The organism is Streptomyces yunnanensis, assembly GCF_029011865.1.
Taxonomy (GTDB): domain Bacteria; phylum Actinomycetota; class Actinomycetes; order Streptomycetales; family Streptomycetaceae; genus Streptomyces; species Streptomyces yunnanensis.
Map to the genome: position 1 here is coordinate 8,019,466 of NZ_CP095749.1, position 15,749 is coordinate 8,035,214.

Genomic DNA, 15,749 nt, shown 5'->3' on the forward strand with positions numbered 1-15,749 from the left:
CGGGGCCGCGCACACCGCGCGCCCCGGGCCCGGCTGATCACCCCCTCATGCGCCTGACGGCGCCTGGCCGCCCCTCGCCACGGCGCCATGCCGTCATGCCGTCGTGCCCGCACACTTCCCGCTTCCTGCTTCCCGGAGAAACGACATGCCGCCGACAACCGCGCCGGGCACTTTCCCCACGAGACTCGGCATCGCGATCCTGAACCTGCTCCTGCCGCATCACCGAACGACCGACCCGGGCCCCGCCTCCGCGGAGAGGTTTCCGCACCAACTGCGCCAGGTCGCCGACTTCGTACGCGACGACGCCCCCGTCACGTTCACCCTGCCCGCCTTCCCCTGCAAGTCCCCCAACCCCGCCAAAGTCCTCGGTCACCTCCCCGACCAGGGCGAACGCCTCTCCCTCGGCTTCCTCAACGCCCTGTGCAACGAGATCGAGCGGATCTACCCGCCCGGCGCCCGCATGGTCGTCTGCTCCGACGGCCACGCCTTCGGCGACCTCATCCGCGTCCCCGACGAGCACATCGACGCCTATGCCGACGAACTCCGCACCCTCATAGGTCGATCGGGGCTCACGAGACTGTCGGTATTCGACCTGCGCGACGTATTCGGCGACCTCCCGCACGACACCCAGCGCGCCCACCTCCACAAGCGCTACGCCCCCACACTGGACGCCCTGCGCGCCGAGGTCCGCGCCGACGCCAACACCCTCGCCCTCTACCGGGGCATCACCCGCTTCCTCGTCGAGGACACCGCCGACCACACAGGCACCCGATCCGCCCTCCAGCGCGAGTGCCGGCAACGCGCGTACGGCGTCATCCAGCGCAGCCGCGCCTGGGGCGACCTGATCGCCGACCACCACCCCCGCTCCGTACGCCTGTCCATCCACCCCCAGCCCGTCGGCGCCCCCAAGTTCGGCATCCGCCTCCTCGAAGCCCCCGACGCCTGGACCACCCCCTGGCACTCGGCAGCCCTGTGCCGCACCGACGGCACCTGGACCCTCATGCCCCGGGCGAAGGCCGCCGAGCTGGGCCGCCTGGTCGAGTACGACGGACGGCCCAGCCACTTCGAGCAGGGCTGATCGGACTGGTTGAACCGTGGCCCGGTACGACGAGGAGCCTGGTCGTGGGAGGCGGCGTCCGGTGCCCGTGCGCCGACGGGATCGGCGGATGGGTGTCATCAACGATCAAGCCGACGTTGATCGTTTGGACGCACCATGGTCGACATTCGGCCACCCCGCGTCTGAAAGCTTCCGGGCTCCTTGTCATGATGTCGGCGCCATGCCTGTCACCGCCGCTGTGCGATATGTCCGGGCCGCGGTGTTCGCCGCGGTCTGCGTCGTGCTGTCCGCGGCCGGGCATGCCGTGATGTCCGGTCCGGCGATACCGGGGTGGGCGTTGGCGGCGGCCGCGGTGACGGTTCTCGTGTGCGCCGGGCTGGCCGCCGGCCGTGAGCGGTCCCTGCCGGTCATCGCCGGCGGGGTGCTCGCCTGCCAGGGCGGTCTGCACGTGTTCTTCTCCTGGGCGCAGGGGACCGCGGCACCCGCCCAGGCCCCCGGCAAGTCCGCAGCCTGGGCCGATCTGCTGCTGTGCGGTCACCCTGGCCCGGCGGCAGGTTCGGTGCCCCTCCTCGACCGGTCGATGCGGCAGGTCGTGCGGGCTGGGGGCATGGACTGGGACAGTCCCCCCGTGCGCCGGCCCGCCGAGGGTCTGGCTCGCGGCGGCTCCCAGACCGACGCCATGCACGCGATGACCGGCATGCACCCCACGCCCGCCATGCCCGCCATGCACCACGCCGGCGTCGGCATGCTGGCGGCGCACCTCCTGGCCGGCCTGGTGTGTGCCTGGTGGCTGCACCGCGGTGAGCGTGCGCTGTTCGCACTGCTCGCGGCCCTGGCCGCCGCCGCCGACCGGTCGCTCCATCGGCTGCTGCGTCTGCTCCTCAGAGGCGTGACGGTGCCCGTGGCACACGTCGGGCCCCGGCGGGCCCGGCGCCGGGCCGCGGCGGCGCAACCGCACCTGGCGGTGGTTCGGCACGCCGTCATCCGCCGCGGCCCCCCGCTGTCCTTCGCGTACTGATCACCGCGTGGTGTGCGGGCTCCGCCAGCCGGAGCCTGTGCTGCGCCGTGCCCTGCGCGGCGCACACGCGGCATCCCGGACGGCGTCTCGGTACGCCCGTCCGCCGCCCGGCGGCCGTGTCTGTGTTTCGCGGCCGTCCGGATTCCTGCTGCGATCACCTGCGGTCGGTGCTGCCCGGCCGCGGGGTACGACGAAAGACGACTTGCGATGACGCACGCCCCGAGCGTGTCCGAAGACAGGCCGGGCACCACTTTGGACGCCACGCCGGACACCCCTGCGGACCCCTCTCCGGAGACCGGGCCGGACCGCGGCACCGACCGCGCCCGGCCCTCCCGTAACCAGCTGTACAAGACCCTGTGGCGCTGGCACTTCTACGCCGGCCTGCTGGTCACCCCGCTGCTGGTGCTGCTCGCCGTCACCGGCGGCATCTACCTGTTCAAACCCGCCTACGAGAACTGGGTCTACAAGGACCTGCGCACCGTCCACGCCCCGCACAGCGCCAGCGCCAAGCCGGTGCCGCTGGCCGCGCAGGTGGACGCCGTGCGCAAGGCGAAGCCCGAGGCGACCGTCCAGTCCGTGACGCCACCGGGCGACCGCACACACAGCACGATGGTCACCCTCGCCGCCGACGGCGGCGGCCCCTGGGCGCCGACCGTGTCGGTGTACGTGAACCCCTACGAAGGCAAGGTGCTGGGGTCGGTCGACAACGCCACGACCTTCATGCAGAAGGTCCGCGACCTCCACGGCAACCTGCTCAGCGGGACGGTCGGCGACCGCCTCGTGGAGCTGACCGCGTCCTGGGCCGCGATCCTGACCTGCACCGGCCTGTACCTGTGGTGGCGAGCCCGGCCCCGCCGCGGCCGGACGGGACGGCGCGGGCTGCGCCGCTGGCACGCCACCGTCGGCGCGGCCGTCTCCGTCTTCCTGCTGCTGCTCATCGCCACCGGCCTGCCGTGGACGGGCCTGTGGGGCCAGCAGTTGCAGAAGGTCATCACCGCGACGAAGCAGGGCGCCCCGAGCGCCGAGGACTACAAGGTCTCCTCGAAGATCCCGGCTACCACCGCCGACCGCCTCACCTCCAACCCCGATACCTCCGTGCCCTGGGCGGCGGAGAAGGTCCAGGTCCCGACCTCGCAGGCCGATGGCGAACACCAGGGGCATGAAGGGCACGCCGGCCACATGGCAGGCCAGGGCGGAAACGGTGCCGCGCCGGGCAGCCTGTCCATCGAGCAGGCCGTCTCCGTCGCCCACCACGAGCGCGTGCCCGGCACCTTCACCGTGACCCTGCCGCAGGGCCCGAAGGGCGTCTACACGATCTCCGGCAAGTCCGAGGCGGACCCCGCCAAGCAGCGCACCCTCTTCCTCGACCAGTACTCCGGAAAGGTGCTCGCCTCCTACGGCTGGCCCCAGTACGGCCTGCTGTCCAAGCTCGTCGAAGAGGGCATCGCCCTCCACCAGGGCGAGCGCTTCGGCCTGCCCAACCTCCTGGTCGCACTCGGCACCTGCCTCGCCGTCATCGGCATGGCCGTCAGCGGCGTCGTGATGTGGTGGCGCCGCCGCCCGACCGGCAAGGGCCTGGGCGCACCCCGCCGCGCCCAGGACGCCCGGGTCACCCGCGGCGTCGCCCTGATCATGCTGGTGCTCGGGGTGGCCATGCCTCTTGCCGGGATCTCCATGCTGGCCGTCCTCACCCTGGACTGGCTGCTGATCCGCCGGATCGCCCCGCTGCGCCGGTTCTTCGGCTGAGCAACGAGCCGACGTCTGGCCAACGAGCCGACGTCTGGCCAACGAGCCGACGTCTGACCAACGAGCCGACGTCTGACCAACGATCCGGCATCTGGCCAACAAGCCGGGAGGGGAGGACGCTTCACCCAGGTGGGGCGTGCTCCTCGCCCGGCGCGGACGCGAAACCAAGGTTTGCGAAACGAAGGTTTGCGCATGAGGACGAAGGACCGCCACGCGCTCCGGCCCGAGGGGGAGGGCCCGGCCGTCGCGTATGCCTCCCCGGCGTTGCGGCTCCTGCGCGCCGCGGTGTTCGCCGCGGTGTGCCTGACGCTGTCCGCCGCGGGTCACCAACTCGCGGTGGGCTCGGCGCCACCGATGTGGGCGGACGGAGCCGGATTCCTCACCGTCCTCGTTCTCGGCTATCTGCTGAGCGCCCGGGAGCGATCACTGCTGGGGATCGGCGGCGCCATGCTCACCACCCAGGGCACCCTGCACCTGGCCTTCGACGCCGCCCAGTCCCCGGCCCGGCGCCTCACCGCCACCAGCACGCCGACGGTCATGCACGCCACGCGGATGATGGCGCACCCGCACCCGACGGCCCACGCCGCCGCAGCGCACACGGCAGCCGCCCTGCTCGCGTCCTGGTGGCTGCGACGGGGCGAAGCAGCACTGTGGTCCCTGCTGCGCAGGGCCATGACGCTGGTGCCGGGGCTGCTGGCGTGGTGGGGCACCCGAGCGGGCCGGCAGCCCACTCTCGCGTACCCGGTCGTCCCCGGTGGGCGGACAGCCGGGCAACGGACGCTGCGCCAAGTCCTGCTGCGCCACGCCGTGTCACGCCGCGGCCCGCCGCTCCCGGACCCGTACCGCGTTCTGCCCGTGTGAGCCGACCAGCCGTTCTCCGCAACGACGGCCTGCTCACCCCTACCCCTCGGCGGCCGATCACCGCCGCCGGACGACCACCAGTACGGAGTCCCCATGTCCCCGAGGCACACCACCCTCCGGCGCGCTCTGCGCCGTACCACCCTCGTCACCACCCTCGCCACGGCCGGGCTGCTCACCGCCGCGGGCTCGGCCTTCGCGCACGTGACGGTTCACCCCGACAGCTACCCGAAGGGCGCCACCGACGGCACCCTCACCTTCCGGGTCCCCAACGAGGAGGACAACGCCGACACCACGCAGGTCCAGGTCTTCCTGCCCACGGACCACCCCATCCCCTCGGTGCTCGTCACCCCTGAGCCCGGCTGGACCGCGCAGGTGAAGACCACCAAGCTGAAGAACCCGATCAAGACGGACGACGGCACCATCAACGAAGCCGTCGCGCAGATCACCTGGACCAAGGGCAAGATCGAGCCCGGCCAGTACCAGGACTTCAGCGTCGCCTTCGGTCAACTCCCCGACAACACCGACCAGCTGGCCTTCAAGACGCTCCAGACCTACTCCGACGGCAAGGTCGTGCGCTGGATCGAAGAGCCGAAGACCGGTCAGGCAGAGCCGGAGAACCCGGCGCCGGTGCTGAAACTCACCAAGGCAGACGAAGCCGCCTCCGCCGCCCCCACGGCTCCCAAGGCTTCCAGTGCCGCCACGAGCGACTCGACCACCCGGGCCCTGGGCATCGCGGGCCTGATCGCGGGAGTCCTGGGCATCGGAACGGCTGCCATCGCGCTCTACCGCAGCCGCTCCGCCCGCCCGTAGCGCCCGTAGCCAACCGGGACACCGGGCACGCTCTGGTGGGGCGGACACCGTGCTGCTACCGCCCCACCACAGTCATGCCCGCCAACTCGGCCGGCACGGTGCGCTCGCGGGTGGCCCGCGCCCGCGCCGACCTCAACGGTTGGTTGGGGGCTGCCGAGACCTGCGCGGAAGTCAGCCGGGTGGTTCACACCCTGAGAGCGCGCACGGCTGCCCTCATCTCGTGCTCGGGTCCCCGTGACGGGTCCCGGTGACTGCACAGGAAGAGCCCGGCACTGAGCAGGACGAGGTTCTTGACGACGAATTCGCCAGTCATGGTCAGCTCCCAAGGGTTGGCGTGCTGGAAGGCGGTTCCCGGGAGAAAGACCAGAACGCTGAAGGTGCTGAACATGTGGGCGGCGAACAGGGGCAGCAACCACTTGAGGCGACGTCCGGACAGGAACCACAGACCTACGACGATCTCCAGGATGCCGACCGCGGAGACGAACCAGGCCGGGGTGGTGAACGGCACGGCGTCGCGAACGAGCTTGCCCACGGGGGTGCAGTCAGCTGCCTTGAGGGCCCCGAACCATACGTAGACGGTCCCGAGGGACAAACGCAGAGCGAGAAGTCCATGACGGTTGAGCTGGCGCAGAGCGAAGGTGGGTGACGGCATACTTCTTCTCGATTTCGGCATCTGGCGATTCGCCTTCCAAGATCTCCACAGACGGTTTCGCCATGCGAGTCCCCGAGGAATCGCCATGGCGCGCAACAGGCGAACATTCCCGGCCTGAAGGTTCTGGGCCTTCGGCTACCGCCGCCATCCCAGACTCGACGATCGAAACCGCAATGATGGTTCGATCCGGCAGTGGTCCCGGTGCTGCCCCAGCTGTCAGCTGGCATTGAGCCGGCACGCGGACGTCCGCGCACGTCGGCAATGTGCTCGTCGACCCGCGTGCGGGGACGAGCGGTCAGCGGCAGACGGGAAGTACCGGCGGACCCCTGCGGAGGACGGCGTATCGCAGCGGCCAAGCGCACAGCCGCAGAACGGGACCGTAAGCGGCCCCGGGACGTGCGGGGGAGGCCAGGCCGGCATAGGCGAATGACCGTCGAGCACGCCGCAGCGGCGCGCAGACGAAGGAGGCCAACGACCGGCCCAGGCGGAACGCCGCCGCCTCACCGCACCACAGCCACAACCCGCAGACCAGCGCGGCCAGGCCATGCGCGAGCCCCATGCCGAGGGACCAGGAGTGTCCGGTGGCCGCCATGCCCACGGAGCCGGCCATCCCGCCCATGCCACCCATGCCGTCGTGCGCGGCCATCGGTGCGGACATTGCGGATGCCGTCGGCGACTGCGACAGGCTGAACGCCGTGTGCAGCACGAACTGCGCAGCCACGGCGGAGCCGGTGACCACGAGCGCACCGCGCTCCCGTCCGGTGAGCCACCACGCGCCCACCGCGGTCGCGGCGAACGCGTACGCCACCACCCGCACGGGCACGGTCTGACCGGACATCAGCGCGTGCCCCAGAGCCGACGCCACCACACACACCGCCGCGAAGACCGCAGCACGTGAGAGGCGGAGGCCAAGCCCAGGGGTCACGGCCGCCAGCGTAGTACCAGCAGTCGGCATAAAAGGGACCTTGACGGTGTGTTCTGTATTTTCTTGATACATCCGGTTAAGCACACATGCCGTCGTGCTCACCGCCGTTCGGCGGGTGACCTGCGAAGGTCAAGAAGGGGCGACGTCGGCCGGGGTGCAACGGCAGATGCTCTCCGCCCAAGGGGGCGGCCGGAGACGATCACGTCGCGATGGTGAGGCAGGCGGCACAGCAGCGCGAGAGCACGCGCCGGCACGAGGATCCCCGGTCTTCCGGTTCACGCGAGGGAGATGTTCTTGGCTTGCGCAAGGGTGCAAGTATGATCCCGGCGGGGGTTCTTCCCCTCTCCATACGGGCGTCCGTCACGGCGGTGCCGCGCCGCTCGGGAACGTTACGGTCTGGACGGGGTTTTCCATGCGCTACCTGGTACGCGATCGCATGCTGGCTTTCCACGAAGAAGCCTGGGTCGAGACCGAGCATCGGGAGAAGCTGCTCAAGGTCAACCGCAAACTGTTCCGTCTGCGGACCACGTTCGACTTCGTGGACACCGAGGGCAACCAGGTCGCCAGCATCGTCAAGAAGACCCTGACGCTCCATCACACCATCCTGATCAAGCAGAACGGCGAGCTGGTGGGCCGCATCAGCAAGCGGGCCTTCGGGTTCTTCGGGGACCGCTTCAAGGCCAGCCTGACGGATGGTCGACGGCTGCGGATAGTCGGCAGCTTCTGGGACCGCGAATTCGACATCCTCTACGACGGCACGTGCCTGGCGCGCATCTCGCGCCGCTGGTTCAGCATTCGCGACGCGTACGCGGTCGATGTGATGAGCGAGCCGGACGCCCTGCTGTTGATAGTCCTGGCGGTGTGTGTGGACCACACGTTGGAGGACCGTAAGGGCGAACGGCTCACCAATCTCTGACAGCTGGGCGCGTCACAGGACGCACCCGTGCGCACACCGCAGTGCACCAGACACCGCAGTGCACCAGACACCGCAGTGCACCAGACACCGCAGTGCACCAGACATAGCAGTGCACCGGACACAGCACTGCGCCAGACATATCCGCGCGCCGATCTCGTGGCGCCGAATCGGGGGAGAACAACTTCACCATGATGGGTCATTCGCATGCCGTGAGCGGCGCGCTGCTGTTCGCGGGCACCGCACCCTACCTGCCGCCGCTGGTGCTGCACACGCACCTGGCGCCGCAGGAGATCCTCATCGGCACAGTGCTGTGCGCAGGCGCCGCACTGTTGCCCGACCTGGATCACCACGACGGGACGATCGCCAACTTCCTCGGCCCGGTCTCCAAGACGCTCTGTCGGTTCGTCAGTTGGATCTCCGGCGGACACCGGCATGCGACGCACTCCCTGTTCTTCGTCGCCCTGATGACCGTCGGCAGCTGGGCCGGAATCACGTACCTGGGGCGGCCGTTCACCCTCGTCATGACCTTCTTCCTGCTGGCCATGGCCGTGCGCGCGCTCAATCTCTGTCCGCCCGGGCACGGCTTCCACGCGTGGGGCACCATCGTGGCCCTGGCCGGTCTGGGAACTGCGGCCATCGACAAGTTCATTCCGTCCGCGCCCGGTTGGCTGCCGTATGCCATCGGTCTGGGTTGCCTGGCGCATCTGATCGGCGACTCCCTCACCAAGCGCGGCGCACCGTGGCTGTGGCCGCTCAAGACCCGGTACGAAATAGTCCTCATCAAGAGCAGCGGCAACAAGCTGGAGACCGAGATACTCACCCCGCTGATGGGCGCCGCCACCATCGTTCTGCTCTGGCTGACCGTGCTGGCGCCGCATCCCCTCAACTGACGTTCCCCCACTGGCCGGTCGGACCGCCCAGCAGCCTGCGCCATCGGCAGGTTCCGGGCCGCCCGCGACGGACTGCACGGCTGCTGGTTCCGGGTGCGCCCGCGGATGCCGTGGTGCTGTGGCCGATGTCAGGGGTGTGCTTGGAAGTGGGCGTGGGCACCCATGGCGGCGAGGGCGCGCTGTGACGCGAGGTCCTTGTCGAGGGTGTAGTCGCAGGAGTCGTGATGGGCGTGGTCGTTCCAGTACATGACGGCGCCGATCTGCGGATGGGCGACCACGTAGTGGGTCATCGCCTGGATGAACGAGGGGCGGAGGCCGGGGTTGGTGAACGGGACGCTGCCCCATTCCGGGATGAAGACCGACTTGCCCGCGGCGTGGGCCGTGCTCCAGTTCAACGCCGGGCCGAAGACGGCCTCGGGCTTCGTGGCGTTCTTGGCCGGGTCCAGGTAGTTGCCGCTCGTCTTCTTCGAGCAACTGCCGGTCACGTAGCCGTCGACCCCGACGACGTCCACGGTACGGGCGCCCGGCCAGAAGCTGTTGGCGGTGCTCGGATGATCGAAGCCGTTGGCGTTGAGGATCCATACCCAGCGCAGTCGGCCACCGGTCTGGGCGTTCAGGCGTGCGTCGGCGGCCAGTTGGTACACGTGGCGCCAGGCCGCCACGTACTGCGCCGGACTTCCCTTCCCGGCGTCGATCTTGGCGTTGGGTTCGTGGTTGAACGACACGTAGATGGCGTTCAGGTGGCGGGTTGTGGCGGCGGTGTTGACCGCACGCAGGTATTTCAGCACCTCGGTGTCCGAGGTGCCTGCGGCGATCGACGCCCAATCCCGGTTGTGTCCTGTGCCGAGGCTGGCCAGCAGGGTGGCTCCGGAGTGCAGGGCGCTGGTCTCGTCCGTGGAGGGAAACGCGCCGGCGGTGTCGATGGTGTCGTAGGTGCGCACGATCGCCGGCGACCGGCCGAGATGTGGCAGACCGGACAACTGGGCGTCGCCGCCGAACAGTACGCCCGACGACGCCCCGGTCGAAGGGGAAGGCCCCGCCGTGGACGAACCCGAAGTGGTCGGCGCCGCCGCGGCGACCGGTGCCGACCCGGCGGCGTTCGGGGTGCTATGGCCTGAACAGCCGGTAACCGCCGCTGTGATCACGGCGAGAGATGCGGCGGCGGACGCCACACGGCGACGGCAACCGAACACCCGGGACACGCGCATAACTTTCTTCACCTCGTATGGAAGCTTCCGCGGCCGCACTTTCCAGGCCGCGGGAGAGCACAGGCTGACAGCCTTCTTTGTGGATTCCTTGTGGCGCTCGAAATCGCTTCCACACTCTCGGCAGTCGCACCGTCGGCGAGACAGGGCGACGTCGTCGCCACCAGCACGCGGTCCGCGGGACCGCCGCTGAGCAGCGCCGCTTGACCGGCCATCGACAGCGGCCGGAGGTGGACGGGCAGTGCAGGCAGGCTCCCTCCCCCTCCCCACGCGTTTCGGCAACGCGGTGGCCGCGAATACGTGGAGCACCTACACCTGGAAGCCGGCACCGGCCGAAGCGGGGGGCATCCCGCCTCGCCCCGAGGGGGGCGAGGTCGTGGCAGTGGCAGGCGGCGCCGAAGGGCGGGTTCCACGTACGGCGGCACGCCTGTGCCTTTCCCCTGTCGGAGGTGGGGGAGGCCGTGGCGACTGCCGCGGTGGTTCGGGCACTCCTCCCCGGTGATCACGCTCGGTTACTATGCTCACTTCATGCCGGAGGCCGGAAGCAAAGGTCGAACCGCCGTTGACGGGCTACCGGGGCGAGAGGGGCGATCTGTGCGCCAGTCGATTCTCCCCAGATTCTCCCCAGGGCCGATCGGGGCGATTTCGAGGTGAGCGCCTCCTTGAACCTGGTTGTTAACTCTAAGGAAAGTGACCCGTGGGGCCTGAGAAAGCGTTGAGAGAGGTGATTGCGACCCGCTATGTCACGCCCCTGCGTGAGGGTGGGTCGCTTCCCGGGCTCGTCGAGGGGGACGATCTCGGGACCTACATCATGAAATTCACCGGCGCGGGACAGGGTCGTAAGACGCTGGTCGCGGAGGTCATCTGCGGGGAGCTCGGGCGGCGGCTCGGGCTGCGGGTGCCGGAGCTGGTGCGGATGCAGCTGGATCCGGTCATCGGGCTGAGCGAGCCGGACCAGGAGGTCCAGGCACTGCTGAAGGCCAGTGGGGGGCTGAACCTGGGGATGGACTACCTCCCCGGTTCGTTGGGGTTCGACCCGCTCGCCTTCGAGGTGAGCGCGCGCGAGGCCGGCCGGGTGGTGTGGTTCGACGCGCTGATCAACAACGTGGACCGGTCCTGGCGCAATCCCAACCTGTTGGTGTGGCACGGCGAGCTGTGGTTGATCGACCACGGCGCGGCGATGATCTGGCACCACAACTGGCCGACCGCACAGAAGGCTTCGGCCCGGCCCTACAACGCCTCCGACCACGCGCTGGCCACGTTCGGGCCGGATGTGGCGGCCGCGGCCGAGGAGTTCGCGCCGCGGATCACCGAGGACCTGCTCACCGAGATCGCCGCGGACGTGCCGGACGAGTGGCTGGACGGCGAGCCCGGCTTCGACTCGCCGGACGAGCTGCGCGGGGCGTATGTTCGCACGCTGCTGGACCGTGCCCGGACCGTCAGCGAGCACATCACCATCGGGGAGCCGACGAAGGACAGGCCCTCGCAGGCACCGGAGTGGCTGGCGGGCAAGTTGCCGCGGAGGGCCGTGAAGTGAGCGGAATGTACAACGGGCGCGACGTCTTCGAGTACGCGCTGCTGAAGGTCGTACCCCGGGTCGAGCGCGGGGAGATGATCAACGCGGGGGTGGTGGTGTACTGCCGTGCGCAGCGGTTCGTCGAGGCCCGTACGCACCTGGACGAGGCCCGGCTGCTGGCGCTGGATCCCACGGTGGACGTGGCCGGCGTACGGGCCGCGCTGTGTGCCGTGGAGGGCATCTGCGAGGGCGGCGCGCGGGCCGGACAGGCGGCCGGGGAGGACCCGGGGCAGCGCTTCCGCTGGCTGATCGCGCCGCGCAGCACGATCGTCCAGCCGGGACCGGTGCACACCGGTCTGACCGCCGATCCCACGGCGGAGGCGGAGCGGCTGCTGGAGCTGCTGGTGCGGTGACGGTGCGCCGAGGGCGCGGTGGACGGGGCGGGATTCCTTCGGGAGGCCGCCCCGTTCGGCGTCTGCGGGCGGGTGCGCGGTGGTGGGGCGTTGACAGGGGGTGGCCGGGCTTCTAGCGTCAGCCCTGCTGAGGCTACTAAGCGGTTGCTCACCTGGATCGACGGCGACCGCTGGTGTTCGAGGTTTCGACGATCGAGGGTGAGGAGAACCCGCATGTCCACCACCGAGCAGCGTGTCGCCATCGTGACGGGCGCGGCCCGCGGCATCGGCGCGGCCACCGCCGTCCGCCTGGCCGCCGAGGGCCGCGCCGTCGCCGTACTCGACCTCGACGAGGCGGCCTGCAAGGAGACCGTCGGGAAGATCACCGCGGCCGGCGGCAAGGCCGTCGCGATCGGCTGCGACGTCTCCGACAGCGACCAGGTGGCGGCCGCCGTCGAGCGGGTCGCGGCGGAGCTCGGCGCGCCGACCGTCCTCGTCAACAACGCGGGCGTGCTCCGCGACAACCTGCTGTTCAAGATGAGCGACAGCGACTGGGACACCGTCATGAACGTGCACCTGCGCGGTGCGTTCCTGATGTCGAGGGCCTGTCAGAAGCACATGGTGGACGCCAAGTTCGGGCGGATCGTCAACCTCTCCTCCAGCTCGGCGCTCGGCAACCGCGGCCAGGTCAACTACTCGGCGGCCAAGGCCGGTCTCCAGGGCTTCACCAAGACCCTCGCCATCGAACTCGGCAAGTTCGGCGTCACCGCGAACGCCGTCGCCCCCGGCTTCATCGCCACCGACATGACCGCCGCCACCGCCGCGCGCGTCGGGATGGACTTCGACGACTTCAAGACCGCGGCGGCCACCCAGATCCCGGTGCAGCGGGTCGGCAACCCCGACGACATCGCCAACGCCATCGCCTTCTTCACCGGCGACGCGGCCGGGTTCGTCTCCGGCCAGGTCCTGTACGTCGCCGGCGGCCCGCTGTGCTGACCGCCGGACCGACCGCAGGAGCACACGAGCAGGAGAACGCGATATGACAGAGCAGGACAGCGGGTTCCCCGAGCCCTCCGGCAAGGTGGCCCTGATCACCGGGGGCAGCCGCGGCATCGGGTACGGCATCGCCGAGGCCCTGGTCGCCCGCGGCGACCGGGTCGTCATCACCGGACGCAACGAGGAGTCCCTCAAGGAGGCCGCCGAGAAGCTCGGCGCCGACCGGGTGCTGCCCGTCGCCGGCAAGGCGCACGACGAGGCGCACCAGGCCACCGCCGTCGAGCGGGCCATGGAGACCTTCGGACGGGTCGACTACCTGGTCAACAACGCCGGGACGAACCCGGTGTTCGGCCCGATCGCCGACCTCGACCTCAACGTGGCGCGCAAGGTCTTCGAGACCAACGTCGTCTCGGCGCTGGGCTTCGCCCAACGCACCTGGCACGCCTGGCAGAAGGACAACGGCGGCGCGATCGTCAACATCGCCTCGATCGCCGGGGTCGCGCCCTCGCCGTTCATCGGCGCCTACGGGATCAGCAAGGCGGCGATGGTGAACCTCACCCTCCAGCTGGCCCACGAGTTCGCGCCGGTGGTGCGGGTCAACTCCATCGCCCCCGCGGTGATCAAGACCAAGTTCGCCGCGGCGCTCTACGAGAACCGCGAGGAGGAGGCGGCGGCCGGCTACCCGATGGGGCGGCTGGGCGTCCCGGAGGACATCGGCGGGGCCGCGGCCTTCCTGTTGTCCGACGCGGCCGGCTGGGTCACCGGGCAGACGCTCGTCGTGGACGGCGGGCTGTTCCTGAACGCCGGGGTGTGACGCCCGGGGGCCGCCGGAGCGGGCGGTCCCCCACCGGGCTTGCCTTCGTGTGCGCTCCAAGAGGCAGAGTCCGTGGTGCCGGTCCCGACGAGGGGCCGGCACCACGTGTGTCGAGGGACCTGTCAGGGAGAGATGCCATGCACCACCGCACGCTCGGCGGCGGCGACGGACCGCGGATCAGCGCCCTGTGCCTGGGGGCCATGCCGTTCGGCACCACGGTCGACGAGCGGACCGCGTTCGCCCTCCTGGACCGCTTCGCCGAGGCCGGCGGCACCTTCGTCGACACCGCGAACAACTACGCCTGCTGGGTGCCCGGCGCGACCGGTGACGAGAGCGAGCGGGTGCTCGGGCGCTGGCTGCGCAGCCGCCGCGCGGCGGACCGCACGGTGCTGGCCACCAAGGCCGGCGCCCGGCCCGACCCGGCCCGCGGGCCCCGCTGGCCCGCCAACGCCGAGGGCCTGGGCGCCGGCGCGCTCCGCACCGCCCTCGACGGCAGCCTGCGCCGCCTGGGCACGGACCGGGTGGACCTCTACTACGCGCACATCGAGGACCGCACCGTCCCGCTCGCGGAGACCGTCGAGACGCTGGCCGGGTTCGTCCGGGACGGCCGGGTCGGCACCCTGGGGGCCAGCAACCACGCGACCTGGCGGCTGGCCGAGGCCCGGCAGCACGCCGCCGCCCGCGGACTGCCCGGCTTCCGCGCCGTACAGCAGCGGCACACCTATCTGCGGCCGCGCCCCGAGTCGCCGACCGGCCTCCAGCGGGAGACCGACGAGGAACTCCTCGACTACGCGGCGGCGCACCCCGATCTGACCCTGCTCGGCTACTCGCCCCTGGTGGAGGGCGCCTACACCCGCGCGGACCGGCCGCTCCCGGACCGCTACGACCACCCCGGGACGGTGATCCGCACGCGGGTGCTGGCGGAGGTGGCGGCGGAGTGCGGGGCCACCGCGAACCAGGTGGTGCTGGCGTGGCTGATGGGTGGCGCGGTGCCGGTGGTGCCGGTGCTCGGGGTCAGTTCCGTGGCCCAGCTCGACGAGTGCCTGGCCGCGCTGGACCTCGTCCTGGACCCGTACCAGCGGGCCCGGCTGGACACCGCGTGAGGGGCCGGGGGATCCTGCCGTGCGGCCCGTGGCGGGCACTGTCAGTGGTCGCCGGTAGGTTCTCTCGATGAGAACGGAACGCACACCGGAGGTTGTTGACGTGGTCACCGACATGCTGCCCGAGTCCTGGCGCGGGGCCCTGGGCGAGGAGTTGGAGAAGCCCTACTTCAAGGAGCTGATTGACTTCGTCGAGCAGGAGCGGGCGGGCGGAGGGGTCTATCCGCCGCGCGAGCAGGTCTTCGCGGCGCTGGAGGCCACGCCCTTCGACCAGGTCAAGGTGCTCATCCTCGGCCAGGACCCGTACCACGGCGCAGGCCAGGGCCACGGCCTGTGCTTCTCCGTGCAGCCGGGTGTCAAGACGCCGCCGTCGCTGCGCAACATCTACAAGGAGATGAAGGAGGAGCTCGGCCACCCGATTCCGGACAACGGCTATCTGATGCCCTGGGCCCAGCAGGGCGTCCTGCTGCTGAACGCCGTCCTCACGGTCCGCGAGGGCGAGGCCAACTCGCACAAGGGCAAGGGCTGGGAGAAGGTCACCGACGCGGTGATCCGCGCCGTCGCGAACCGCCCGGATCCGGCCGTCTTCGTCCTGTGGGGCAACTACGCCAAGAAGAAGCTGCCGCTGATCGACGACGAGCGGCACGCGGTGGTCCAGGGCGCGCACCCCTCCCCGCTGTCCGCGAAGAAGTTCTTCGGCTCCCGCCCCTTCACCCAGATCAACGAGGCGATCGCCGCCCAGGGGCACACCGCGATCGACTGGCGGATCCCCGACCTGGGCTGACCGGCCAACCCTCGCGTCGCGCACACCGCGCGGACCTTCCCTCCGGCGGTTAGCGTCGGGGGGAGCC

General features: G+C 70.5%; 16 protein-coding genes. 13 read left to right on the forward strand and 3 right to left on the reverse strand.

The features are described from left to right. Window positions 1-145 precede the first annotated feature (145 nt). The 5 genes from MOV08_RS34940 to MOV08_RS34960 all read left to right on the forward strand — a co-directional run bounded on the left by MOV08_RS34940 (window position 146) and on the right by MOV08_RS34960 (window position 5,492). Window positions 146-1,078 (forward strand): isocyanide synthase family protein, encoded by a 933-nt coding sequence (locus MOV08_RS34940; RefSeq protein WP_275310260.1) that lies wholly within the window; start codon window positions 146-148, stop codon window positions 1,076-1,078. Window positions 1,079-1,277: 199 nt separating this feature from the next. Next, a complete protein-coding gene (locus tag MOV08_RS34945; RefSeq protein ID WP_275310261.1) occupies window positions 1,278-2,075 on the forward strand; it encodes a hypothetical protein in 798 nt (265 codons plus the stop codon). A 225-nt stretch (window positions 2,076-2,300) separates the two neighbouring features. Beyond that, a complete protein-coding gene (locus MOV08_RS34950) occupies window positions 2,301-3,821 on the forward strand; it encodes a PepSY-associated TM helix domain-containing protein (RefSeq protein WP_275310262.1) in 1,521 nt (506 codons plus the stop codon). Between the two features lie 192 nt (window positions 3,822-4,013). Then, complete coding sequence (locus MOV08_RS34955; protein WP_275310263.1) at window positions 4,014-4,682, forward strand: hypothetical protein; 669 nt, start codon at window positions 4,014-4,016, stop codon at window positions 4,680-4,682. A gap of 93 nt (window positions 4,683-4,775) precedes the next feature. After that, window positions 4,776-5,492, forward strand: a complete 717-nt coding sequence (locus MOV08_RS34960; RefSeq protein ID WP_275310264.1) for a YcnI family copper-binding membrane protein — start codon at window positions 4,776-4,778, stop codon at window positions 5,490-5,492. A gap of 184 nt (window positions 5,493-5,676) precedes the next feature. Here the strand turns inward: MOV08_RS34960 and MOV08_RS34965 are convergent, their stop codons facing one another. Further along, the gene (locus MOV08_RS34965) at window positions 5,677-6,024 is read right to left on the reverse strand and encodes a hypothetical protein (RefSeq protein WP_275310265.1); all 348 of its coding nucleotides are present in this window, start codon (window positions 6,022-6,024) and stop codon (window positions 5,677-5,679) included. 415 nt (window positions 6,025-6,439) lie between these two features. Next, window positions 6,440-7,069, reverse strand: coding sequence for a hypothetical protein (locus MOV08_RS34970; protein ID WP_275310266.1), 630 nt, complete (start codon window positions 7,067-7,069; stop codon window positions 6,440-6,442). Window positions 7,070-7,481: 412 nt separating this feature from the next. Here MOV08_RS34970 and MOV08_RS34975 point away from each other — a divergent pair, with 412 nt between their 5' ends. Together MOV08_RS34975 and MOV08_RS34980 are read left to right on the forward strand one after the other, a co-directional pair. Then, the gene (locus tag MOV08_RS34975) at window positions 7,482-7,985 is read left to right on the forward strand and encodes an LURP-one-related/scramblase family protein (RefSeq protein WP_275310267.1); all 504 of its coding nucleotides are present in this window, start codon (window positions 7,482-7,484) and stop codon (window positions 7,983-7,985) included. A 188-nt stretch (window positions 7,986-8,173) separates the two neighbouring features. Continuing rightward, window positions 8,174-8,875, forward strand: coding sequence for a metal-dependent hydrolase (locus MOV08_RS34980; RefSeq protein ID WP_039638324.1), 702 nt, complete (start codon window positions 8,174-8,176; stop codon window positions 8,873-8,875). Window positions 8,876-9,003: 128 nt separating this feature from the next. Here MOV08_RS34980 and MOV08_RS34985 read toward each other — a convergent pair whose 3' ends face one another. Beyond that, window positions 9,004-9,816 carry a glycoside hydrolase family 26 protein gene (locus MOV08_RS34985; protein WP_275310268.1) on the reverse strand — a complete coding sequence of 271 codons (813 nt, stop codon included), beginning with the start codon at window positions 9,814-9,816 and terminating at the stop codon, window positions 9,004-9,006. A gap of 979 nt (window positions 9,817-10,795) precedes the next feature. Between MOV08_RS34985 and MOV08_RS34990 the strand changes: the two genes are divergently transcribed. The 6 genes from MOV08_RS34990 (at window position 10,796) to MOV08_RS35015 (ending at window position 15,682) form a co-directional block, all read left to right on the forward strand. Further along, window positions 10,796-11,617 carry a HipA family kinase gene (locus MOV08_RS34990; RefSeq protein ID WP_039638327.1) on the forward strand — a complete coding sequence of 274 codons (822 nt, stop codon included), beginning with the start codon at window positions 10,796-10,798 and terminating at the stop codon, window positions 11,615-11,617. Next, window positions 11,614-12,009, forward strand: coding sequence for a DUF3037 domain-containing protein (locus tag MOV08_RS34995; RefSeq protein ID WP_039638329.1), 396 nt, complete (start codon window positions 11,614-11,616; stop codon window positions 12,007-12,009). The genes MOV08_RS34990 and MOV08_RS34995 overlap by 4 nt, the downstream gene beginning before the upstream one ends. A 213-nt stretch (window positions 12,010-12,222) precedes the next feature. Further along, the gene (fabG, locus tag MOV08_RS35000) at window positions 12,223-12,984 is read left to right on the forward strand and encodes a 3-oxoacyl-ACP reductase FabG (RefSeq protein WP_039638330.1); all 762 of its coding nucleotides are present in this window, start codon (window positions 12,223-12,225) and stop codon (window positions 12,982-12,984) included. Window positions 12,985-13,027: 43 nt separating this feature from the next. Beyond that, complete coding sequence (locus tag MOV08_RS35005) at window positions 13,028-13,798, forward strand: SDR family oxidoreductase (RefSeq protein ID WP_039638331.1); 771 nt, start codon at window positions 13,028-13,030, stop codon at window positions 13,796-13,798. Window positions 13,799-13,935: 137 nt separating this feature from the next. Beyond that, window positions 13,936-14,901, forward strand: coding sequence for an aldo/keto reductase (locus MOV08_RS35010; protein WP_039638332.1), 966 nt, complete (start codon window positions 13,936-13,938; stop codon window positions 14,899-14,901). Window positions 14,902-14,968: 67 nt separating this feature from the next. Then, window positions 14,969-15,682 (forward strand): uracil-DNA glycosylase, encoded by a 714-nt coding sequence (locus tag MOV08_RS35015; protein ID WP_275310269.1) that lies wholly within the window; start codon window positions 14,969-14,971, stop codon window positions 15,680-15,682. The last annotated feature ends 67 nt before the right edge of the window (window positions 15,683-15,749 follow it).